Raw genomic sequence first — 21835 nt, forward strand, 5'->3', positions numbered from 1 at the left:
ACGTTTCCTACTATCTCAGCTTCATGATTTCGTCCCTGAAGGCTTCAGCCGGTGTGCGCCATCCGAGGCATTTTCTGGGTGTGCCGTTTAAGTGGTCGCAAATCGCCTTCATATAGCGATTTAAGAGCGTGGCCACCGGCGTGTCCCGCGGCAGGTACCGGCGCGCTCGCTCGTTGAGGTTTTCGACGGACCCTTTCTGCCAGGGGGGCTGGGGATCGCAAACCACGCCTCCGTTCCAATCCCAGGCTTGAGCTTGCGCCATCTCCGGAACTCGATCCCTTGGTCGAAGGTGATGGACCGCCGTGCCCGCTGGGGCAGAGGCTCCATGACATCCATCAGACGGTTCATCAGGTGTGTGGTGCTTCGGTCGTGGTTTCTAAACAAGACGGCAAATCGCGTCTTGCGCTCCACCAGCGTGGCCACGTTTGCATTGCCTTGGGCGCGCTCGAATATCATCAAATCGCCTTCACATGATCCGGGCGCTGATGAATGGAGCGCTCCTACGAGAAAACAAGGCCGCGCGGCCTGCGTGCATAGCGCGGCTGCCGTTTCTTGCGTCGGCTCGGCTGGTAGCGTGCCAGTTCAGCGGATTGGCGATCGGGAAAATAGACGTAAGCGTAAATGGTCTCGTGGCTCACGCGCACCGGTTGGCCTTCAAACCAAAGGCGGCCGGCGATCTGTTCTGGCGACCAACCTTCCTTCAATTGGGTGATCACTGCTGTGAGCGCTACGTGAACCGCGACTCCTATTAGCTACGAGGGAAGGGGGTACGTCCCATTTCCACCAGCATCCTTTCTCGGAAGACTTCTGCAGGGTCTTCCAGCCGAGGCATTTTCGGAGCGTATTGTTGAGCCGATCGCAGAGTTGTTTCAGCTCATGGTCTGGCATCCGTGTGATGTCCCGTGTGCTGGGTAGCCATTTGCGGACACGTCGATTGGTGTTTTCGACAGTGCCTTTCTGCCAGGGCGAAGACGGGTCGCAAAACCATGTCTGGGTCCCGAGTTTGGCCTGAAGATTCGGCCAGCTCACGAACTCTGTGCCGCGGTCAAATGTGATCGACTTACGCGCCATGAGTGGCAGATCGCCGATGGCTTTCATGATTTTGCCCATGACCGGCTTCGTGCGCTTGTTCGGGTTCTTCAACAGCACCGTGAAGCGGCTGACGCGCTCGACCATCGACGTAATGTTCGTCTGGCCAAAGCTTTGTTTGAACAACACCAAATCCGCTTCCCAATGACTAAACTGCCGACGGCGGGCGACGGTATCAGGGCGGAACATGATGCTGATATCGCGGTCGAATTTCGGGGGCAGGCGCTTTCTGGCCCGGCGCGGTTTGCGGGACTTGCGGTGTTCTGGCAGATACCACCAAAGCTCCTGCGCCATGCCTTCCTCGGAGTAGATGTAGCGGAAGATCGTCTTTTGGCAGACGCGCAGTCGCACGTTTTCATAGATCATCCGGTTGCCGATCTGTTCGGGTGACCCTAGAAAACCGACCAGTTTGTTGCCTTTGACAGCATCGCAGCGGCGCGTGTTCCGGCATGCGAGTTGCCATAACCATTCAGCCCCGGCGACCACACGGCAATTGAAGCTACCCTCGGCGCAATGATCAATAGCCCGCCCCCAACACCGCTCTTTCCAGGTAGTCCGACACGATACGCAAAATCACCCGAGCCGTCATAATGGCCACAGGTCATCATCAGGGCGTTAACCCTGCGGGCATGATGGCGCGAAATCACCCTTGGTGCGCCACTCAATCCCGCCAAAATACGGCCAGCCTTCGCCAGTTGCTCAGTTGTCATTTCGATCGCGCATTGGTGAAAATAGACCCCAAGCGTACGCTCCGGAGAGTTCAAGAGGTTCCCGTGGGACTTCAGATAATGCGCAAGCGCTACATTCCGGGAGCCGGTTTCGGTTTCGGAGCGGGCCACTTTCTTATTGATAAAGATGTCGTCCGAACCCGCCATCTCCCGCGCAAGTTCCAGCACTTCGGCCAGTGCGGTTCTTGGCTCTCGTTTACACAACAGCGAATCCGTTGTCACGATTGCCCCTGCATTGATAAAGGGGTTGCGCGGTTGCCCCTGCTCTCTCTCCAAAAGCACCACGGAGTCGAAGGTCGCCCCTGACGGCTCCCGCCCGACCCTGCTCCATAGCTGATCCCCCACCCGCCCCAAGGCGGCCACAAGGGTAAAGACCTTTGAAACACTCTGGATCGAGAACGGCTTGTCGGCCGCACCAGCACTCAGCACCTTGCCGTCATTGAGGCAGACGCTGATGGCAAATTGTTTGGGATCTACAGAAGCAAGCTCCGGGATGTACTGGGCGGGCTGGCCCCAATCATCCTGTCGGAAGATCTCTGCGGCAATATCTTGCAGTGTTTGCGAGATCTGACTGCCATGCGGCGTTGGCGTTTCATACCCGTCTAAACGTGCCATTTGGATCGGTGAATCCTTATATCCAATTGATGACGAACCCCGCCGGCATCCGGCGAGGTTCAGGTTCTACGCGACATGTCAGCCTCGGCGGCCCCAGAGCATCACACGGATAAAGGCGTGTGCTTAGTCCTTTGCCACTCCGGTCCATGCGGTGCGATCAATATCCAGATCGGGGAAATCGTCCGGGTTCAGTACCGGGCGCTTTATGCCTGCCGCGAGTTGTGTGCGAAAGTCCTGCAAGATGCGAAGACAGGTCGGCAACAGCATCATGATCACAACGAGGTTGACCAGCGCCAGCAGGCCCATCGCGGGATCAGAGAAGGCAAACACCGCAGTCGCTCCGGGCGCGGTCGCGCCGAGGAAGACGATGCCCATGATAGACACGCGCAACACGTTTATGGCCATCGGATGCTTCGTGATCACGGTCAACGCGTTTTCACCCAAGTAGTAGTTATAGATGATGGAACTGAACGCGAAGAGCAGGATGATGAAGGTGAGGAAGTACTGGGTCCATTCCCCAAGGTGGCTCACCAAAGACTGCTGGGTCAGGACGATACCGTCTACGTTCGCGCCGGGCACGTAGACATCACTCAGCAGGATGATCAGTGCAGTACAGGTGCAAATGATAATCGTGTCGATAAAGACAGAAAACGACTGCGTGATACCCTGGCTGATAGGGTGACGCACATCCGCAGTTGCGGCCACATTCGGCGCTGAACCAAGCCCGGCCTCATTGGAGAACAGGCCGCGCCGCAGACCGTTTGCAATAGCCGCGCCCATGCCGCCACCGACTGCCTCTTCCCAGCCGAAAGCATTTGCAATGATAGAGCTCAGGACCCCGGGCACATCCGCAATGTTGATCACAATGACAAGCACTGCCATCAACAGATAGGCCAGCGCCATCACCGGGATAACCACATCTGCGACTTTAGCGATGCGGTGAATACCGCCAAACACCACGAGTCCTGCAATCACGGACAGCACAGCGCCGGACACGAACCGGCTCAGGCCGAGGCTTTCTTTTGCCGCGCCCGCAACGGTATTGCCCTGAAAGGCGTTGAACCCGATGGCGAAAGAAGCGATCAGGCAGATTGCATAGACCACCGCAAGCCAGCGGTATTGATTTCCCAGACCATGAATGATGGAGCGTGCAGGACCGCCGCGAAAGTTGCCATCATGCTGACGGCGCTTGTAAAGCTGCGCCAGCGTGCATTCCACCAGACTGGTGGCCATGCCGATGATTGCGATCGCCCACATCCAGAACACCGCCCCCGGCCCACCAAGAGTGATGGCCACGGCGACTCCGGCGATATTGCCCCCCCCAACGCGTCCTCCCACGGACACCAACAGCGCCTGACGGGCCGAGATTGCATTTGGGTCTGCACTTTGGTTGGTCGAAGACAACACCCGGAACATGCGTTTGAAAAACCTAAACTGAACAAATCCGGTCATGAGCGTGATAAAGACACCGAATACGACCAGAATTGGGACCAGCGACCAACCCCATGTCAGATCATTGATAGCTCCAAAGAGCCCCTCAAAAATTTCCATTTTTACCTCTTCCCTGTCTGTGAGAGCCGCGTTCTTAAGGCGTTTTTCCCTTCGCCCTAGCGCGTCAGGTTTGCTATCACGGGATATGAATATGGATCAATTTGGTGAGTTGTTGCACTCGGACGCCATACGATCCTCCTCTAGCGCCAGATCGCGCCAAATTGGCTCTTTATGTTGACTGGGCTATTGAGTGTTTCCAGAATCTTAAATTCTGAACCAAGGGAGAGCGGAGTGAAAATGGCGGAGAACCTCCAAAGAAACCTGAAGCTGTTGACGAGCCATTTCAAATCCGTGGCCGAGGTCTGCCGTCAGTTGGACATCAACAGATCTCAGTTCAACAAATACCTCAACGGGACCTCCCGCCCCTCGCAACATGCCCTCTCCAAGATCTGTGACTTCTTTGGCGTCGAGGAGAGCGAGATTTTGCAACCGCACGAGGATTTCGCAAAGCTGGTACGACTGCGCAGGGATGCCAATGTGGGACCACTGGCCTATTCCGCCTATCTGGAGCATCTCGCCAAACGCTCGCGTCGTGATCTGTCCCGTTATGACGGGTTCTATCACGAATACTCCTATTGCATGACTTACCCGGGCAAAATCCTGCGCACCCTTGTGCGGCTCTCCACGGAGGGCGGCGTGACACGCTATTCGCGGATCGAGAACATGGCCATAAAGGGCGAGGACGAGACCCGTGTGCGGGGGCGCTACAATGGGCTGGCGTTTTACCTAAACGATCGCATCTTTCAGGTCGACTTTGACGCGATTACAGGCGAGGAAATTAGTCAAACCATCCTCTATCCCAACTTTAAAAACCGCAATAACCGTCTTCCTGGGCTTAAGCTTGGCGTCTCGACGAGTTGCTCGCGAGAACCGCTGTGCGCACGTGTGCTCTACTGTTTTCTTGGAAAAAAAATCAAGATCCGCGACGCCTTGAAGGCATGCGCTGTTTTCAGTCCCGATGATCCAGAAATCGATTCCGCCATCGAACGTACGGTCCGAAATAGTATGGGCGACGAAGACAAGCACTTTCGGGTGATGAACTCATCCTGAAAAAGAGCCCCTTCTCCATGAGGCTTAGGCAATCAAGATTGCTTTTCACACCACAGATAATAGGCTTTATTGCACAATTTTGAGCTGAGCGGACTTCCCCTTGCCTCTGACAGACTTATCCTACGAGCTCTGCGACGAGCATCCGGTCTGTACCCTATGTCGTTTCACCGGGTCGCGTCACAGGCTGTGACCTTCGTGACGCCCCCCTGTCGCGCGTGTTTTCATTCTCGTTATCATCGTGCTCTTGCGCGCACTTGTCCTCGATCTCCAGACGCTCGCTCGGCTTGTTCAGCACGTCCTACAGCCGCGCGTTCACGGACAGCCTGCGTGTCTCACTCTCAGCCTCCTCGCCATGCTCAGGATGGGACTGTTGCATTAATCCGCGTTTTAGGCGAGTTTTCATTTATTGAGTATTGACATACCGAGTAGTTCTCATTGCAAACACCACCGCTTCCCGGATGAAATCACTCTATGCGCTGTTCGCGGGTACCCGCAATTTCCCATATCTAATTAGGATGTCGTCGATCTACCTGCCGAACGAGGTATAAAAGTTGGCCGGTCTACCGTGTATCGTTGGGTTCAGAAGGTCGGCCCTGAGTTAACAAAGCGCGCCGCGCCCGAGAGCTGGTCCCAGCCTGGCGTGACGATTACAATCACATCGCCCACATACGAGCCTGCACGGTCTCACCCCGTGGGAGTATCACCAACGGTCAGTAGAGGACCAAACCCTGAACAGGTCGAACTAATAACCGCGGACTCTACGGGTAGCACTTTAGCGGCGTATCCCAGGATTTATCGAGTATGACGTTTCGGCCCTTGGGGCCAAGGGTAATCTTGACGGCATTTGCCAGCGTGTTGATGCCTTGCAGCGTGCGGCCGCGGGCATCGCGCCTTCTCCGGTACCAACTAAGACAACTTCTCTTTCTTGAGGCTTCTCCTTGGCGGTATCGGGAATGTTGGGCCCGCCCTTGGTCGTCTTGTCGCCTTCAATGCGGCGAACGAGGACCCGGTCGTGGAGTGGCGTGAATGAATTTGACGTGCTCCTTTTCGAGGACGTTCGGGCGTAAGTGCCTTGTCCGAATGCCCGGCTTGGATGCGTGCAAGCCGGCGATAACCTGGTGGGAAAATTCTGCGAGATCGCGGACCATACCGCCTCGATGTTGCATCACGATCGTCGAACAGAGTTTCCGGCAGAGATGATCGAATTGATTATTTTGGTGACGGCTCGATGCCTTTCCATCTCGAGTTCGGTGCCAACTGCATTCTCATGGGCCGCCGCGGCGTCGCGAAGAACGCCCACAATCTCCTGCTCCGGCAACAACCCATGATCGTTCAAGGCAAGCAAGAGTGCCTCGCAGATTGACAGGGCGGCCTGGCCTGCATGCTCGCTCGCAGTCGACATCTCACGTCCCTTTCTTGGCAACGTGGTCCCCAAGGAATGTGAGGTTCCGATACATCCGTACTTTTCACATAGAGTGCTCTATGCTGGACTAATCCAAAGCAGTGTCCGGAGAAATCTCCTCAACTGGTTCACGCACGTCAGGAGCCTTCATGACATCAGCCGAATACAGCCCCTTGGCCCGCAAGCTCTTGGCCTTTGTCGCTCTGTCGGAGGTCGAGCTGGCCGTACTTAAGCGACTGCACCAGCGTCGCCGTTCGTTCGTGGCTGGGCGTGACATGGTGCATCAGGGCCAGTCGGCTCAGGCCGCGTACGTTCTGTCGTCGGGTTGGGTCTGTTCCTATAAACTGCAGGCCGACGGGAGCCGACAGATCGTGGATTTCCAAGTGCCAGGGGACTTTCTGGGGTTGCGCAGCGTCCTGTTGCGCACGTCAGATCACAGCTTCGAACCTATTGTCGATATCGAGGCCGTCGAAGTACTGACCGCCGATCTTCTCGATGCCTTTGCGCAAACGCCGCGCCTCGCAACCGCAGTTCTCTGGGCGGCGTCGCGAGACGAGGCGATGGTCGTTGAGCATCTTGTCGGGGTTGGTCGGCGTGATGCGGACGCTCGCATGGCGCATTTCCTGCTGGAACTTGGATCGAGGCTCGCACTGGTCGGCGTCGGCAGCAGGAATGGTTTTAATTGCCCTCTGACGCAATACCACCTCGCCGATACGCTGGGCTTGAGCGCGGTTCACGTGAACCGCGTCCTGCGGCAGTTGCGCGAGCACGGCCTCTTGACCTTTCGTGACGGCCGCGTGACGTTTCACGACTATGGCGGACTGGTGGATCTTGCCGATTTTGATCCGGCATATTTGGATCAGACCGGACCGCTCTTGAAATAAAAGGGCCGCCCTCCGTACAGCTAGGGGCGACCATATTTTGTTTTAGATGTCGAATGTCACGAAAGCTTTTCGCTCGCTGCGTCGAGTTCTTTGTTGGTCTCGGCGTCATTCTTGGCTGTATGCGCCTTCTCGGCGGCCTGGTAATGTTTCAGCGCCGCATCCTTCTTTGGACCAGCGGGCGCTTTGTCCCATGCGGCCTTCACGGAAGTCATCTTCTCGGCAGTCTTATTCTGTTCGGGAGTCATTTGGATTGTCCTTTCCTAGACGGTCCGAGAATAAGAACCGTGTCGACATGCCGTCCTTTAGGGATCGACGCGCGCACACGATTCTCGGGTACCCGGAAAAATGCACCACCGAATGTTCGGCGGACACGTCTCACCTTACCGATGTAGGCGCCACGCTGCACTGACGCAGGTTAGCCCCGACGCCTGCGGCAGGTCGGTTGCCCATGCGCTTCTCAATTCACTGCAGTTTGCTGGTGGGAAATCCGCAGCCATCTGTCGTCATCGTTGAGGTAGGTTGAGGCACAGAGGGCCTTGTAGATCGGCACATCGGGTTTCTCTGCCGAGACGCGATAGCTGAGAATTGCGATGTCATGACACCGCGTGACGCGCCGTTCGGCCATGACAACGGTGCGCCAGCCTGTCCTTTCCCGAAGATGGGTCCAAATCTGGTCGCCCTGGAGGATGCCGGGCGGATAGGGGAACACCATGACGGCGTTGGTCGCTGTCGTTGCCCGCGCGTTCTCGGCGCCACTGGTCCAGAAGTGCTCCTCCATGTCCCAGAGTATGCCCTGTTCGTGTGGAGAAAGCGTACCAGACTTGTGCGCAGCATGTGCCGGTCTCCTCTCGGTCGCGGTTGATACGGTCATTCGCCTGACCCCGACCCGCCAACCATGAACGTCTGAAATAGCACAAAGATGATCGCGAGCACCGCCCAGATCGCTCCGCTTGTTCCCGGGCGGCCATCGGCCACCGTCGAGGCAGCGCGCTGCAGGGCACCTGATGTCGGTCCTTCGGGAAGCAGCTGGCTCAGGTCTCGTGCGATCCTGCCGTAATCGCTGGCGAGCGCAGGAACGTCCCGAAATCCGGAAAGCAGCGTTCCCAAACGTGCCCGCGCGCCGTCGCGCCCCAGCATGACCAGTTCAGCGGTTTCCTTCCATGGATCGAGGCCAAGCCGCGCGAGCGTGGAGAGGACCGTCACGATATATCCGTTTCGGTCCTCGCCGACCGATGCATAGAGAAATCGCTCGAACTCGGGTGGGTGCGGGTTGAGTACATTGGGGTCGGCCATTGTATTTCCATTCCTTGGTTGCAGGAACGCAGATCGCCCCTGTTTGCCAAAGGATACGCGCGGGTCGGTCTCCCCGCCCTTACACAGGTCAGTGCACGCGACTGCACCCCGGGAAGGTCGCAGCAGGTTCGGTGCCAGGGACTAACATGCGTCAGCGCCAGTCGGGCGATCCCGATGTACAAGACACTAAAGCGTTCGACTGGTCAGACCGGGTCTCCAGGGTGCCCTCGACAGTGATGAGCGACGAATCTGCCAACATCGCGGAGATCAGAGATGACCATGCGGTCGACCAGATCGACGGTGACGTTTTCGAACCCTTTCACCTTGCCGGGATACCCGGGCGATTTGCCTGCGGGCGACTACGAAATTCTTGTCGAAGAAGAGCTTCTCCAGGGGCTCAGCTTTGAGGCGTATCGCCGGACGGCGACCTACCTGACGGTGCGCGGAAGGGGCGGTCATGCGGGACGTACAGAATTACGGGCGATTTCCGACAGCGACCTGAAAGCGGCGCTGAGCCGGGATGCAACCACAAGCGAAACGAACAATCACAGCGAGGCGGCACTTTTCCCGCAGGAGGACTTGAAATGAATACTCCCGAATGGCTCAAACCCGGTATCTATGGTGCCGTGATCGGCGCGGTTTTGGTCGGCGTCGTCGGTTTTTCCTGGGGCGGCTGGGTGACCGGCGGCACTTCGAATGACAGGGCGATGGCGATGTCTCGCGACAACGTTGTCGCCTCAATGGTACCGGTCTGCCTCGACATGGCGCGGTCAGACCCGGCACGGGCCGAAAAGCTCGAAACGATCCGGGCAGCCTCAACCTACCAGAGGCGCGACGCTCTCATGACAGCCGGCTGGGCGACCATGCCGGGAACCGATGCCCCAGACCGAGACATTGCGCAAGCCTGCCTGAAGGAACTGGACCTCTGAGGTCATGCTGGTCAGAGCCGACGATGTGATGGCGCAAAGCGGTTCGCACCGTCAAACGCGCGAGCCAAGCATCGCCCCGAGTGCCAAAACCGAAATAGGAGCTTGCGATGCCTTCTAATAACAATGGACCGGAAGATCGCGGACCTTGGAAAAACAAGCAGACCCGCGTTCCCCCTGAGGTTGACGCAATTCTAAGGCGGGGCCGGGATCGGCTGCACGGCATCCTGCCGGGCGGTCTGCCACCGGTGAAGCGTCTTGCAATCGGGGCCGCCATTGCGCTTGCGGCATTTGGGGTCTGGTCCTCATATTACACGGTGCCGAGCGACTCCGTTGCGATTGTCCAACGGTTCGGGAAGTACGCGGCCGAGGTCCCTCCGGGGCTGCACTTCAAGATCCCGTTCGGGATCGACGTGACCACTTTGGTCCCGGTCAAGCGCCAGCTGAAACAAGAGTTCGGGTTCACGACTCCGGGTGCCTCAGATCCCTATCAGAGCCCGACGGACGGTCGCCGCGAGACTGAGATGGTGACTGGCGATCTCAACGCCGCGCTCGTGGAGTGGGTGGTGCAGTACCGGATTTCCGAACCCCGGAAATTTCTGTTCGAGGTGCGTGAGCCGAGCGCGACCCTACGTTACGTTTCGGAGTCCGTCATGCGCGAAGTCGTGGGAGACCGCACAGTCGACGAGGTGATCACCGTTGGGCGCCAGGAAATTGAAAGCGAAGCCCTGCTGAAGATGCAGGCGCTCGCGACCAAATACGCGATGGGCATCAGCATCGATCAGGTGCAGCTGAAGAATATCAATCCGCCCCAGCCGGTTCAAGCCTCGTTCAACGAGGTCAACCAGGCACAACAAGAGAAGGAGCGGATCATCAACGAGGCCCGCCGCGAATACAACCGCGTCATACCTCTGGCCGAAGGCGAAAAGGACCAGCGCATCCGCGAAGCCGATGGTTATCGCTTGAGGAGGATCAATGAAGCCGAGGGCGATGCGGCACGCTTCACGGCGCTCCTGGCGGAATACCGTCTGGCGCCCGAAGTTACGCGGCGCCGGATCTACATCGAAACCCTGCAGGATGTTCTGCCGGGAATTGGCTCCAAGATCATTGTCGACGGGTCCACGGCAAGCATCCTAGCGCTTTTGAACCTTGATCGACAGACAGGAGAGCAACCATGAAGACCCTTTCGCTCATTGCCTCGGGAATCGCGGTTGCCGGGGTCGTCGCTGCGTCATCCGCCGTCTACACGGTCGGCGAGGTCGAACAGGCCATCATCACCCAGTTCGGCAAGCCGGTCGGCGCGCCGATCACCGAGGCTGGGCTCAAGTTGAAACTCCCCTTCGTTCAGGAGGTTAACCGGATCGACAGCCGGGTTCTGGAGTGGGACGGCTCGCCATCGGACATGCCTACCAAAGACAAGCTCTATATCTCGGTCGATCTCTTCGCGCGCTGGAAGATCACCGATCCTCTGCAGTACTTTTTGCGCCTACGCGACGAGCGCAGCGCCCAGTCGCGCCTCGATGATATCCTCGGCAGCGAGACGCGGAACGCCGTCGCCAAGCACGAACTTATCGAGATTGTGCGCACGACCAGGGGCCGGACGCCGCTTCGGGACACGCTTCTGACTGATCAGGAGCTTGCGCAGGACATTGGCGCACTGGTTCCCATCACGAAGGGGCGGGCGCTGGTCGAGCAGGAGATCTTCGAGGCGGCGGCGGAGAAGGTGCGCGTCTTCGGGATTGAGCTTCTCGACATTCGTTTCAAGCGCATAAACTACAATGAGAGCGTGCGGCCAAAGATTTACGACCGCATGATCTCGGAGCGGCGGCAGATTGCCGAAAGATTCCTGTCCGAAGGTAACGGCGAAGCGGCTCGTATCCAGGGCAACCGAGTGCGAGAACTGAGCAAAATTCAGTCCGAAGCCTATCGTGCCGTCGAGAAAATCCGCGGTGCCGCCGATGCCGCCGCCGCCGAAATTTATGCGGGCGCCTACAATGTTGATGCCATTTCGGTGGAATTCTACGATTTTACCCGAACCCTGCAGGCCTACGGCGACCTGATCTTTGACGACACAACTCTTGTCCTGACGACGAACAGCGATCTGTTCAGGTTCCTGCGCGGTATGCAGGGCGAGGAAGCCCCCTTCCTCGACCCCAGTGTCCTAGGCGACGGTGGCGTAGCGTCAACAGGCAGGGCCCGATCAGCGCAAGACCCTGCGACGCCGATCGTGATACAGACGGAGGTCGAAGCAGACCGGTAAGTTCATGGTGGAAGGTTTCAAGCATGAATAGAGGGTATCAAGCGGGAAGCACGTCAATGACACCGGGACCACCGAGGTCGGTTTCTTTCCGCTTCTGAGCAAGACACACCCACTTAATTTCCGTGCCCTAACCTGCGTCAGCGCACGCTTTGCGCTTGGCTGATAGGTGGATGGCAAGAGATGGATCGCGATGAGGCGAGGGGCTGCCTGCCCCCACTCGAGGACACGACATCCAAGGTCGCACTGCGCAGCGAGGAGGACAATACGCTATGACATCAGTCAAATATCTGACCAGGACAGCCGCAGAGACCACCGATCTCGAACGGCGCGTGCTCGCCCATGAAAAGGTGCTTCAAGCCCTAATCGCCTTCATGGCCCGCACCGAGCCGCGATTTATTGATCATCTGAGAGAACGGTTCGTCGAGCCGATGCGCATGGCGCGGCATGAACATGACTACCGCGAAACCGATGATTATGCGGAAGAATTCATTCGCGCCGTGATGCTCCTCGTAGACGTGCGCGCGCCGAAAGCGAAGGAGCCGGACGTGACCAACGAGCAACCCGGCTTGCCGAAAGGCCAGGAACGACTGGGCCCTTTTCAGGAGCGACCTGCTCGTCACGATCGGATTCAGGTACGCGAGAGAAACGGGATCTGGGAGGTGAAGGTCGATGGCAAATTTCGCGGTGACTACCACCAGAAGGAACATGCCCTCACGGCTGCGGCCCTGCATAGGCTGTCGCCCCGATGACCGGTAGCACTCATCCGACAATCCCGCAGGACTTCGCGATCCAGGTGGCCGAGAACGAAGGCATGCCAACGAGACCGAATTCCAGGGGCTCCCCGCCACCGCCCGCGCCAACTCGACGGCTGACTGGAACGCTCACGCTTGGGCCATCGAAAACACGCGGGGCAACCGGCGGACTCTGGTCCGCAAAGGAGAAAGCGGCGATGAGACGCCCGCTGGCAAGGTTGATCTCGAGGCTGGCCATCGTGGCTGGAGTGATAGCGTCCCTGGCATTCCCCGTCCTTGCGCAGGATGGCACTGACCCGATGCATCGAACGCTCATCCTTGCAACATTATCATGACATGACTAGGCGCGGCCGTGTGTCCGGCATGCGGGTCAGCATCGGGTGCCGGCTGCGATACAGCTTCCCGCAACCGACGCCGCTCATTGCAATGCTGAATGTGCACTATTCTCGGTTCGGCGATCTGGAGCGTGCAGACTATCTCGTGACGCAACCGAGCGTTCCGCTGGAAAGCTATCGCGACGGGTTCGGCAATTGGTGCACGCGGATGGTGGCACCGGCGGGGGACTTCGCCCTGTCCACCGACGGGATCTTTCGCGACACCGGATTGCCCGATCCGTCATCGACCGAGGCCGCGCAGCACGCCGTTAAGGACCTGCCCTTCGAAACCTTGGTCTACCTTATCGGCAGTCGTTACTGCGACACCGATCATCTGTCGGAAGAGGCATGGCGGCGCTTCGAGAATACCCCGCCTGGCTGGGCACGCGTTCAGGCGATCTGCGATTTCGTGCATAGGCATGTCCGCTTCGATTACATGCAGGCGAGCGCAGCCAGAACCGCGTCCGAAACGCTGGCCGGTCGGCAGGGCGTCTGCCGGGATTTCTCCCATCTCGCCATCGCCTTCTGCCGCTGCATGAACATCCCGGCGCGTTACTGCACCGGCTTTTTGAGTGAATTTGGTCAACCGAAGCCTCACGCCCCCGACGATTTCGCAGCCTGGATGGAGGTCTTTCTGGGTGGTCGCTGGTGGGTCTTCGATCCAAGAAACAACAGCCCGCGCATGGGAAGGATCCTGATCGCGCGCGGTCGGGACGCCGCCGATGTGCCTCTGACCCAGACATTCGGACCGAATACGCTGACGCAATTCAACGTCTGGACAGATGAGTTGACTTGACCTTGGTTTCTTTTGCGACGGGACATCGTAAGTCCGTTCGCCAGTCCCCATATACATAGTACCGACGCCAAGCGTTCCGGTCCGACATGGACGAGAAGTTGCCGTCAGTCAATCAAAGGATCGATGACATGTCTTTTAAGGACCTGACTGACCGGGCTGCGGCTACCATGAATCCGAAGCCTGAGGAGATAGTTAAGACTCTTGCCAAGGAGAACGAGTCCAAACCTGCCGGCAAGGACATACCAGCGAAATCCAAGACATCTTGAGACGTCCACGGGCCACGCATCTTATACTCTAATGGGGCGCGGACCACCCATAGCAACAAAAGAAACAAGCGAAAGGACAGCGCCAATGGAAGATCTGACGAGCAAAACTATCGCGGTTTTCTCCCGACCGTTCACCGTTCCAGGCTTTGCTGAAACGCTTCCGGCGGGCGAGTACGAGATTGAAACAGAACTGGCGTCTCCCCCGGATCAAGTGGACCCCGAAGCTTGGAAAGCCTCCGTCTTGGTGAAACTTCATCCCCGGACATCGCATCCTGGACTGGAGAGAATCCTGACTGTTTCCCTTGCCGACCTCGACCATGCCCGCGCCAGGGACAAGCTGACAGGCAGAGCGTTGACCGACTTCTTCCTTGAGGAAATGCTGGCTGATCCGATGGTGCGCCTCGTGATGGAGGCCGACGGGGTCTCCGAGGCGCACCTGCGACATCTTTACTCCAGCCCCGGCTTGCCGGAGGCGGACAATAGGCAGGCAGGGCAAGTTGCCCCCTCCAAGCCGAAGGGGATACGAAATGGGACGGATGCAGGTATTTCCGGCCCACTATCTGGAAGTTCTCGTCCCGGCATAGGAGAATGACGCCGTTATTGGACAGATGCTTCCCGATCCAACCGAGTGCGTTGTTCGAATGGATCGAAGGGGCTGGGTTTTGACCGATCACCCGATCAATCTCGACGGTCACAGATCCGCTGCCGACCTGCGCGAAACAGAGATGCGTCGGCCCCCTGCGAACAGCCAGCTACCCTCTTTGCCCCCGTCGCAACTTGGCAGAGGAAATCTCGAAGATCTGATGCTGGCAGAACCTGTGCGGACGTGGGTCGAAGTCATGGAGAAATGGCGCTTTCTTCTTGTTCGCTACGCATCGACCCCCGAAGCTAGAGATGAACGCCTTCAGAAACTCATCAAACGGGCCCTTGACGACATGGAACGACTGAGGAAACGCGAGGAGCTTAAATGACGATCAAGCTCGCGGACGAGGAACTCGTGATTCTGAGGACAGCGGCCGACGTTGCCGCCGAGCTTGTCCGTTTGAAGTGCAGGGCGCGCTTTTGGAGCGAGGGGTTCAGTGAGCGCACATGTTCGCATTGCAAGAGGTCTGCCGTTTGGCGCGCGGCTATTTCCGAGGGAAGTGGACATGGGCGCCGACGTTTCGGTGGTCGTTCGTCATAGGTCTCACCGATGCCATCAATCACCCTCACGCACACAACCTGCTATCGATATCGCAATGCTGTTTCACTCGGTCCGCATCGGCTGATGTTGCGTCCACGGGAAACCCGGGAGCTCAGTCTGACGTTCTTCGACCTGAAGATCACTCCCGAGGCCAGGATCGACTGGTCACACGACGTTGCCGGCAATGTGATCGCGACGGCACAGTTCGACGAGCTGACGGAGTCGCTTTCGATCCGGTCGCGCGCAAGGGTCGACCTAAGCGCGCCTGTTTGGCCGGTTTTCCCGATCGCTGCCGACGCTGCCTCCTACCCATTTGTCTATTCCAGCGACGACACGACCGACCTAGGCTCGCTGGCGACGCCGCAATACGCTGACGCCGCAGGGCAGTTGTCCGCGTGGGTTGAAAGTTATGTCATGTCACGGCCAACAGACACGCTGTCACTGCTGACGGACGTCAGCAATGGCATAACGGCCATAATTGCCTATCAGAGCCGTGAAACCGAGGGAACGCAAGGACCGCTGGAGACCCTCGACAGAGGATGGGGATCCTGCAGAGACTTCGCCGTTCTGTTCGCCGAAGCCACCCGAACACTAGGCTTTGCGGCCAGGCTTGTATCAGGATACTTGTTCAATCCCTCCGGGAACCGGGTAGGAACAGTGGGAAGCGGTTCTACACACGCCTGGGTCGAGGTGTTCGTTCCCGGAGCGGGCTGGATCCCGTTTGATCCCACAAACAGGTCGGTCGGCTCCACCAATCTCGTTCCCGTCGCCGTCGCGAGAAGGATGGAGCAGATTGCTCCGGTAAAGGGCAGTTTCCACGGCAGACCCAGCGACGTGTTGTCGATGGAAGTATCCGTGGACCTTGAGGGTGCCGGGACGCACGCGCCAGGATGATGAGACGACGAAGGGTTTTCTTTCGATGCTGGCAACAGCCCTTAGAATTGATGGCCTGAAGGATTGGATTGATTTGCTCTATACTTCTACTGGTTGGCAGATCTGGCTCAGCAAACTGTGTACAGATATCGGTACGGCAATGGACTTAACATAAACTTCATTATGCGTAGTTATACTTGATGTTGCAATAGTATATTATCGTATGTATGCTGGACTCCTGTCACGGAGGTTTCGCAGCATGCACTATCTGATCAAGAAGCTCCTCCCCTCGGTCGCAGTCGCTTTGACCGTGACTGGTCTTTCGCTGCCGGCGCCCGCACGGGCGCAGACCTATCCGATCGACTGCGCGATACTCTTGTGTCTGTCTGGCGGTTGGCCGGCTTCAGTACCATGCGCCCGGGCTCGCGCCGAATTCATTCGGCGGATTACCCCTTGGCCGGTGGAACCGCCACTGCAGATCTGGCGCTGTCCCATGGGCGCCTCCTATGAGAGCGATCGGCAATCAAACAACGCTGGCCGCATCTTTGAAGCCTTGTACCGACCCGATAGCCGTCAACCGCTCCAACCCTTACGAGTCGACGATGTCATTCCCACCGACCGAGCCCTCCGGCTCATTCAAGATCGCGCGGACATCGATATCAGTGGACCTGAGTTCAATTTCGTGCGGTCCATCCGCATCTTTGATGTTCGCTATGCCCGGCAGCATGAATCTGGACGTGACAGCGACTGCAACCGTAGCGCCACCGTGGTCCTCGGCACCTATGGGATCCAAGGCGATTTTTCCTGGCAACGATCTTCTATAACTGCCCTGCCGGAGGCCCATGTCGGTCTCGAACGTTGGGGCCAGAATTGCCCGGGTATCTACCACCGATCTGTCTTCGTCGATTGGCGTGACTATGAGGGCAATTACGGGTTTGAGCAGGTGAACTACTAAAGCCGACTAAGACAGCATTGGCATTCATCCGTGTCTGCCCAAGTACTCGGAGCTACTCAATCACCGGTCGTTCGCTGCTGTCGATGTCAAGGTCAGCTGAGCGGGACAAAGTGAGCTTTCGCGGCGGCTGCTCCTATGTCCGCCTTGGGTCGTCGGCGTAAATGCTTTTTGCTCTTGAGTGCCTGGGACACGTGATCAGATCTGCTCGACTTCCCTTTTGAACCAATCGCCAAAGGCCAGCAACCTCGGGTCCGGGAACTCTGTGTCTGGGTAGGCCAGATAGATTCCGCGGCCCGGTGAGATAAGTGCTTCGTTCAGGCGTACCAAATACCCCGCCGCGACATCGGCAGCGGTCAAGCGTTTGTCAGCAAGCGCCACGCCGTGTCCGGAAAACGCGAGGTCCACGACGCGTGCGCGATTTCCGTAACCGATCATCCGCGCAGGCGGGGCTTCTTTGTATCCCATCATATCCAGCCAGGTGGTCCAGTCGTCTTTCTGGCCCTCGATGTAGCCAAGCGTCAGCTGCGCAATTTCACTAGCTGAAAGTGGCAAGTCACGGCCTGCCACGACGGAGGGTGCGGCCACTGGCACAAGTTCATCTTCCTGCATTTCGATGGATATGAGCCCCGGCCAGTCGCCGTTGCCATATAGCAGACCACCATCAAGGTCGGTCTTGCTAAAGTCGATTTGGGTTGCGCTCATCTCCGGTTCCACACGGATGTCAGGATACAATGCGTGAAACCGTGACAAGCGCGGCAGGACAATCCGGCTACCGTAAAACGGGGTCACGGCAATGCGCAGAGTGCCGGACATCGGATTGCCCTGGAGATCCATCGTCGCCGCTTCAATTGTATCAAAGGCCTGCGCCAGACGCCCGGCAAACCGTTTGGCAGCATCGGTCGGCTGCACGGCACGACCTCGGCGGCGAAACAGGCTCAGACCAAGGGATTCTTCCAAAATTTTGATCTGGTGACTGACCGCCGCGTTGGTGACGTGCAACTCATCGGCCGCGCGCTTGAAGCTCTCATGGCGGGCAGCAGCCTCGAACGTACGCAGTGCGGTCATCGGGGGAATGCGGCGAGTCATACGCCCATAGTTAAATTATTTTCACCCTAAGGAATAGAAGGTTTCGTTTTTATTTATCAATCGAACCTCCTAGGTGTCGTCACAGTCAAAAACCGGAAGCGGACCAAGGATTATGACACAGAACTCTCACCAGGAACCGAGAGAGATTGGCGTTTGCATGATGGCACAGGGCTGGGCTGCAGCCGATCTGGATCGTGAGATCGCAAGGGTTCGGCGGGCGAGACCGCTCACTTGGCGTTCATCGGCAGCCCGGCTGCGGCGTCTGTGCGTCGGTATGCTAGGTGACCGCTCGATCGCTGGTGTGAAACTTGTGGACGCCTGATCATAACAACAGAAAGGATGCCCCATGTGCGGCTTCGTATGCCTTTGGAACATCAATGACAAAACGCTCGCCGAGGGCATGATTGAAAAGATCGCGCATCGTGGCCCCGATGAGGTCCATGTTTCCACTCTGCCGGGTGCGCCGGTAATAATGGCGCATTGCAGGTTGTCCATCATCGGCCCCGAGGACGGTGCGCAACCGATCCGCCAGACCGGCGATATGCTGGTCGCCAATGGCGAAATCTATAACCACGTGGACTTGCGCGCGATCCTCGGTGAAGCCGCTTTTGAGACTGCCTCAGACAGCGAGACGATCCTGCATCTCTTTCGCTCTGGCGGGGACCGTTGGATTGATCGTTTGGACGGGATGTTTGCTTTCGTGCTCGCGACAAAGGACCGGATCATTGCCGCTCGCGATCCGCTTGGTATCAAGCCACTCTATGTTGCGCATATGGGCGATGGAGTCATTTTCGCGTCCGAGTTGAAGGCTTTCGACGGCGTGTCGGTTGACGGAATCGAAGCGATCCCGCCTGGCCACCTGTTCGATAGTCGTGACAGCTGGCGACAGTGGTACCGCACGCCGCAGGGCGCTGCCATCGCAGAGCCCGGTTTCGACATCGGCCGCACATCGCGTGAGTTGCGCCTTGTGCTGGAGGCTGCGGTTGCAAAATGGATGGTAGCCGACGTGGAGGTTGGAAGTTTCCTGTCCGGTGGGCTGGACAGTTCGATCATCGCGGCCATCGCACAGAAAGCACGGGCGGCGCAGGGGCTGGGCCCGCTCAAGACTTTTGCGGTTGGCACCGAAGGAAGCCCCGACCTGCTTGCTGCAAGGGCCGTCGCTGATCATATCGGTTCGGATCACCATGAGGCCGTCTTCACGGCACAGGACATAGCCGATGCTTTGCCACATGTGATCTATCACCTGGAGTCTGCTGATGTGGACCTCGTGCGTTCTGCTTTGCCGACCCTGTTTGCCGCGCGCCTTGCTAGGGGGCAGGTCAAGGCGGTTTTGACTGGTGAAGGCGCGGACGAGTTGTTCGCAGGCTATACCTATCATCACGACTACGCCGACGATCCACGAGCGCTCGCCGACGAGCTGACGCGCAGCCTAGGTACAATGCACAACATCAACCTTCAGCGCGTGGATCGCGTGACGATGTCCGAAAGCCTCGAAGCCCGCACGCCGTTTCTTGACCGCGACCTGATCGACTTTGCACAGTCCATTCCGGCGGAACTGAAGATGCGGCACACCGATCCCGACGCGCAGGATGCAACCGGCCCCACGACCGAGAAGTGGATCTTACGGAAGGCCTGTGAAGACCTTCTGCCCGCCGATCTTGTCTGGCGCAAGAAAGCTCAGTTCGATGAAGGCTCCGGCACCGTGGACGCGCTCAGGGGGGCTTTAATCAGCCTTATCGACGGACCGGTAACGCGCCAGTCGGAGGGCGCCCTTTATGAACGCATCCTGCGCGGCGCCTATGCCAACCCTGACCGTATCCTGGCTGCCGCAGGTACTTGGGAGGCCGACAGGGTCGATGCGCAATAGACAACGCTGCTAACGGTCAAAACAAATGTCCAGTTGTATTTCTTCCGGCGGTTCACAATGACATAGGGCTGCCGGATCAACAGATTGGTTGCCGTGTTTGTATCGTTGAAACCCAAATTGCGGACATTCGTGTCACGAGCAGCATCCGGTAGTCTGGGCTCAGAGTCCGCATTCGCCGCGTACGCCCCCGATGTCCGGTATGCCGACCGGCCCCGACCATCAAATATGAACTGGCGGCTAGCTTTGGAACCTATCCGCCTTCGCCGCCTCCAATCCGCTTCAAACGGTCAAAGTCAATTTCTAGCTTCTGTTCGTGACTTATATCCGGCCAAATCGCCGAAACCGGCTTGGGGCCATGGACGCCCCACATCACCGCATGCCCACCTGTGCTCCAGCGATACACCCAGCCAACAATACTACACCCATCGGTCCCGATAAGGTTCGCGATGGCGATGCCGTCACCATGCTCTTCATTCAATGCTCAAAGACTTTCCACACCTAGGTGCCAAACTGTTGGCATACTCATAAACAACGTTCATCAGCTCGCATGTTTTACCGACAAGGGTGTAGACAAGCTGATCCTTTCGAAAACCACCTAGGGACAAGGCCGCTGAGGTAGGGCAACTTAGCCATTCTTCGTTTTCAGATTTTGTGGTCGGGCTCCGTGGCGGCTTCGACGATCGCCAATATCTCGAAAGGGTCAAACCCAATGGGACGGGAGAATGCGATGAGCTCAACGACGTTGATCCGGCGCGATACGCTTTCGGCATGTACCACTCATGATTAGTGATGTCTGCGTTTGACTGCCAGTTCTGTTTGGCTGAGGTTCGCTTTATTCTGGACCTCGAGCAACGCCAGACACAAAGCCTCCTGACCTTTGCTTCTGATTGTTTTCGCCACGCGCCACATGTCTTTTGTGACGTCGCTTTCCAGTGAAATCCACATTCCCTAAAGTGGATGAGTGGGTGCATTATCCGTACCTGGTCTCCACGAACTAGAAGGCTGATGCATTCCCAGTGGCCCATCAATCCCCCACCAGCTCCAGGAACCGACCGTAGTCCTGACTGACTTCACCGGCTTCCTCAAAAGCACGCGCACGCTCCCGCTCGAGGCAGTGGAAGTATTGCTGAACGTCCTTGATATAGGCCTCAAAGTCGCGCCGAATGATGTCAGCGAAGTCACTGCTTGCTTGCGAATCGCTTGGGACGAATGGCCGGACAGGGGCGAGACAAGACCCGGCCTGGCCTGCAACCATAGCGGGTATCAAAAATGCTAATAGACGTGCAATAGCCGACAAAAACAACCTTAGGTTTTCAATCACCCTATTTCCCTTGATAGACGCTAACAGCAGTGCCTAGAGTTTGAGCAGCTGAGATACAGCCGCAATACTCAAAATATACCTTGCGGCAAATAATATACTATCGTAGCTCTGGGCTTCAAGTGAGAATGCCCGGATGTTGCGCGTTTAAAGAAAGCGTGAGCCGGGCCATGAACTGGGACATCGAAGCACCAAATGTGGTTACGGAAGCACGTTTCCGCGAACTCGTGGAAAGCGGCTATAGCGCTGAAATCCTGTGCCAAGAGTCGGCACATAAGAAGGGCCCGAGTTACTACGGGGTTTGGATTATGCGCGCCGTCTCTGACGAGGGCATTGAAAAGCTTCTCGTCACTGCCCGTACTCGCACGACCTACAACGACATCAAGATCCGTGAGTTTAAAACCATCACGGGCGTGGTCTCTTTCCTCATTGGCATTGGCTTCTCCCATGCCGATGTCCCGCTCGAAGAAGGCCAGCGGACAACACACAAGCTGGCTGCGACCGACAAAGGCGGCAGCAAGTAGCCTTCTCCTGTTCTGGTTTCTCGCCGGCTCAACATCTGCGCAG

22 protein-coding genes and 5 pseudogenes are annotated in these 21835 nt (G+C 57.6%); 16 read left to right on the forward strand and 11 right to left on the reverse strand.

Annotation, left to right across the window (positions count from 1 at the left end; all coding sequences use genetic code 11):
• Positions 1 to 10: 10 nt before the first annotated feature.
• From ACZ1HH_RS20535 to ACZ1HH_RS20550, 4 genes and pseudogenes are all read right to left on the reverse strand, one after another.
• Positions 11 to 719, reverse strand: a pseudogene (locus ACZ1HH_RS20535) (IS30 family transposase); the annotation flags it as partial.
• Positions 720 to 748: 29 nt separating this feature from the next.
• Positions 749 to 1479: pseudogene (locus tag ACZ1HH_RS20540) on the reverse strand (IS30 family transposase); the annotation flags it as partial.
• Between the two features lie 2 nt (positions 1480 to 1481).
• A complete protein-coding gene (locus ACZ1HH_RS20545) occupies positions 1482 to 2432 on the reverse strand; it encodes a glutaminase (protein ID WP_472637398.1) in 951 nt (316 codons plus the stop codon).
• Between the two features lie 123 nt (positions 2433 to 2555).
• Positions 2556 to 3983, reverse strand: a complete 1428-nt coding sequence (locus ACZ1HH_RS20550) for an alanine/glycine:cation symporter family protein (protein ID WP_472637399.1) — start codon at positions 3981 to 3983, stop codon at positions 2556 to 2558.
• A gap of 237 nt (positions 3984 to 4220) precedes the next feature.
• On the opposite strand from ACZ1HH_RS20550, the gene ACZ1HH_RS20555 reads away from it, so the two are divergent.
• The 3 genes and pseudogenes from ACZ1HH_RS20555 to ACZ1HH_RS20565 all read left to right on the forward strand — a co-directional run.
• A complete protein-coding gene (locus ACZ1HH_RS20555; RefSeq protein ID WP_472637400.1) occupies positions 4221 to 5033 on the forward strand; it encodes a helix-turn-helix domain-containing protein in 813 nt (270 codons plus the stop codon).
• A gap of 418 nt (positions 5034 to 5451) precedes the next feature.
• Positions 5452 to 5643, forward strand: a pseudogene (locus ACZ1HH_RS20560) (IS6 family transposase); the annotation flags it as partial.
• Between the two features lie 20 nt (positions 5644 to 5663).
• A pseudogene (locus ACZ1HH_RS20565) lies at positions 5664 to 5779 on the forward strand (integrase core domain-containing protein); the annotation flags it as partial.
• 149 nt (positions 5780 to 5928) lie between these two features.
• Here the strand turns inward: ACZ1HH_RS20565 and ACZ1HH_RS20570 are convergent.
• A pseudogene (locus tag ACZ1HH_RS20570) lies at positions 5929 to 6063 on the reverse strand (co-chaperone GroES); the annotation flags it as partial.
• A gap of 135 nt (positions 6064 to 6198) precedes the next feature.
• Positions 6199 to 6435 carry a hypothetical protein gene (locus tag ACZ1HH_RS20575; RefSeq protein ID WP_472637401.1) on the reverse strand — a complete coding sequence of 79 codons (237 nt, stop codon included), beginning with the start codon at positions 6433 to 6435 and terminating at the stop codon, positions 6199 to 6201.
• Between the two features lie 149 nt (positions 6436 to 6584).
• Between ACZ1HH_RS20575 and ACZ1HH_RS20580 the strand changes: the two genes are divergently transcribed.
• Entirely contained in the window at positions 6585 to 7319 is a 735-nt protein-coding gene (locus ACZ1HH_RS20580) for a Crp/Fnr family transcriptional regulator (protein ID WP_472637402.1), read from the forward strand.
• Positions 7320 to 7375: 56 nt separating this feature from the next.
• Here the strand turns inward: ACZ1HH_RS20580 and ACZ1HH_RS20585 are convergent, their stop codons facing one another.
• From ACZ1HH_RS20585 to ACZ1HH_RS20595, 3 genes are all read right to left on the reverse strand, one after another.
• Entirely contained in the window at positions 7376 to 7564 is a 189-nt protein-coding gene (locus ACZ1HH_RS20585; RefSeq protein ID WP_472637403.1) for a hypothetical protein, read from the reverse strand.
• Positions 7565 to 7776: 212 nt separating this feature from the next.
• Positions 7777 to 8190, reverse strand: coding sequence for a hypothetical protein (locus ACZ1HH_RS20590; RefSeq protein ID WP_472637404.1), 414 nt, complete (start codon positions 8188 to 8190; stop codon positions 7777 to 7779).
• Positions 8187 to 8612, reverse strand: a complete 426-nt coding sequence (locus ACZ1HH_RS20595) for a hypothetical protein (RefSeq protein WP_057821644.1) — start codon at positions 8610 to 8612, stop codon at positions 8187 to 8189. The genes ACZ1HH_RS20590 and ACZ1HH_RS20595 overlap by 4 nt, the downstream gene beginning before the upstream one ends.
• Positions 8613 to 8885: 273 nt before the next feature.
• Here ACZ1HH_RS20595 and ACZ1HH_RS20600 point away from each other — a divergent pair, with 273 nt between their 5' ends.
• The 10 genes from ACZ1HH_RS20600 (at position 8886) to ACZ1HH_RS20645 (ending at position 16997) form a co-directional block, all read left to right on the forward strand.
• Complete coding sequence (locus ACZ1HH_RS20600) at positions 8886 to 9200, forward strand: hypothetical protein (RefSeq protein WP_472637405.1); 315 nt, start codon at positions 8886 to 8888, stop codon at positions 9198 to 9200.
• Positions 9197 to 9541 (forward strand): hypothetical protein, encoded by a 345-nt coding sequence (locus ACZ1HH_RS20605; RefSeq protein ID WP_472637406.1) that lies wholly within the window; start codon positions 9197 to 9199, stop codon positions 9539 to 9541. Before ACZ1HH_RS20600 ends, ACZ1HH_RS20605 begins: the two co-directional genes overlap by 4 nt.
• Before the next feature lie 107 nt (positions 9542 to 9648).
• Positions 9649 to 10716, forward strand: coding sequence for an FtsH protease activity modulator HflK (gene hflK / locus ACZ1HH_RS20610; protein ID WP_472637407.1), 1068 nt, complete (start codon positions 9649 to 9651; stop codon positions 10714 to 10716).
• The gene (gene hflC / locus ACZ1HH_RS20615) at positions 10713 to 11798 is read left to right on the forward strand and encodes a protease modulator HflC (RefSeq protein ID WP_472637408.1); all 1086 of its coding nucleotides are present in this window, start codon (positions 10713 to 10715) and stop codon (positions 11796 to 11798) included. Before hflK ends, hflC begins: the two co-directional genes overlap by 4 nt.
• A 269-nt stretch (positions 11799 to 12067) precedes the next feature.
• A complete protein-coding gene (locus ACZ1HH_RS20620; RefSeq protein WP_472637409.1) occupies positions 12068 to 12547 on the forward strand; it encodes a hypothetical protein in 480 nt (159 codons plus the stop codon).
• Between the two features lie 366 nt (positions 12548 to 12913).
• Positions 12914 to 13720: a transglutaminase-like domain-containing protein gene (locus ACZ1HH_RS20625; protein ID WP_472637410.1), complete on the forward strand. Its 807-nt coding sequence runs from the start codon at positions 12914 to 12916 to the stop codon at positions 13718 to 13720.
• 351 nt (positions 13721 to 14071) lie between these two features.
• Positions 14072 to 14578, forward strand: coding sequence for a hypothetical protein (locus ACZ1HH_RS20630; protein WP_472637411.1), 507 nt, complete (start codon positions 14072 to 14074; stop codon positions 14576 to 14578).
• A gap of 70 nt (positions 14579 to 14648) precedes the next feature.
• On the forward strand, positions 14649 to 14957 hold the full coding sequence (locus ACZ1HH_RS20635; protein ID WP_472637412.1) for a hypothetical protein: 309 nt from the start codon (positions 14649 to 14651) through the stop codon (positions 14955 to 14957).
• Positions 14958 to 15178: 221 nt separating this feature from the next.
• Positions 15179 to 16063, forward strand: coding sequence for a transglutaminase family protein (locus tag ACZ1HH_RS20640; protein ID WP_472637413.1), 885 nt, complete (start codon positions 15179 to 15181; stop codon positions 16061 to 16063).
• A 238-nt stretch (positions 16064 to 16301) separates the two neighbouring features.
• Positions 16302 to 16997, forward strand: a complete 696-nt coding sequence (locus tag ACZ1HH_RS20645) for a hypothetical protein (RefSeq protein ID WP_472635098.1) — start codon at positions 16302 to 16304, stop codon at positions 16995 to 16997.
• Between the two features lie 195 nt (positions 16998 to 17192).
• On the opposite strand, the gene ACZ1HH_RS20650 is transcribed toward ACZ1HH_RS20645, so the two are convergent.
• Entirely contained in the window at positions 17193 to 18062 is an 870-nt protein-coding gene (locus ACZ1HH_RS20650; protein WP_472637415.1) for a LysR substrate-binding domain-containing protein, read from the reverse strand.
• Positions 18063 to 18429: 367 nt separating this feature from the next.
• Between ACZ1HH_RS20650 and asnB the strand changes: the two genes are divergently transcribed.
• Positions 18430 to 19950 (forward strand): asparagine synthase (glutamine-hydrolyzing), encoded by a 1521-nt coding sequence (gene asnB, locus ACZ1HH_RS20655; RefSeq protein ID WP_472637416.1) that lies wholly within the window; start codon positions 18430 to 18432, stop codon positions 19948 to 19950.
• Positions 19951 to 20974: 1024 nt separating this feature from the next.
• Here asnB and ACZ1HH_RS20660 read toward each other — a convergent pair.
• The gene (locus ACZ1HH_RS20660) at positions 20975 to 21205 is read right to left on the reverse strand and encodes a hypothetical protein (protein WP_044026403.1); all 231 of its coding nucleotides are present in this window, start codon (positions 21203 to 21205) and stop codon (positions 20975 to 20977) included.
• A 233-nt stretch (positions 21206 to 21438) separates the two neighbouring features.
• Between ACZ1HH_RS20660 and ACZ1HH_RS20665 the strand changes: the two genes are divergently transcribed.
• Positions 21439 to 21792 (forward strand): hypothetical protein, encoded by a 354-nt coding sequence (locus ACZ1HH_RS20665; protein ID WP_011536601.1) that lies wholly within the window; start codon positions 21439 to 21441, stop codon positions 21790 to 21792.
• Positions 21793 to 21835 lie beyond the last annotated feature (43 nt).

This window comes from Epibacterium sp. HA2-3, assembly GCF_055693725.2.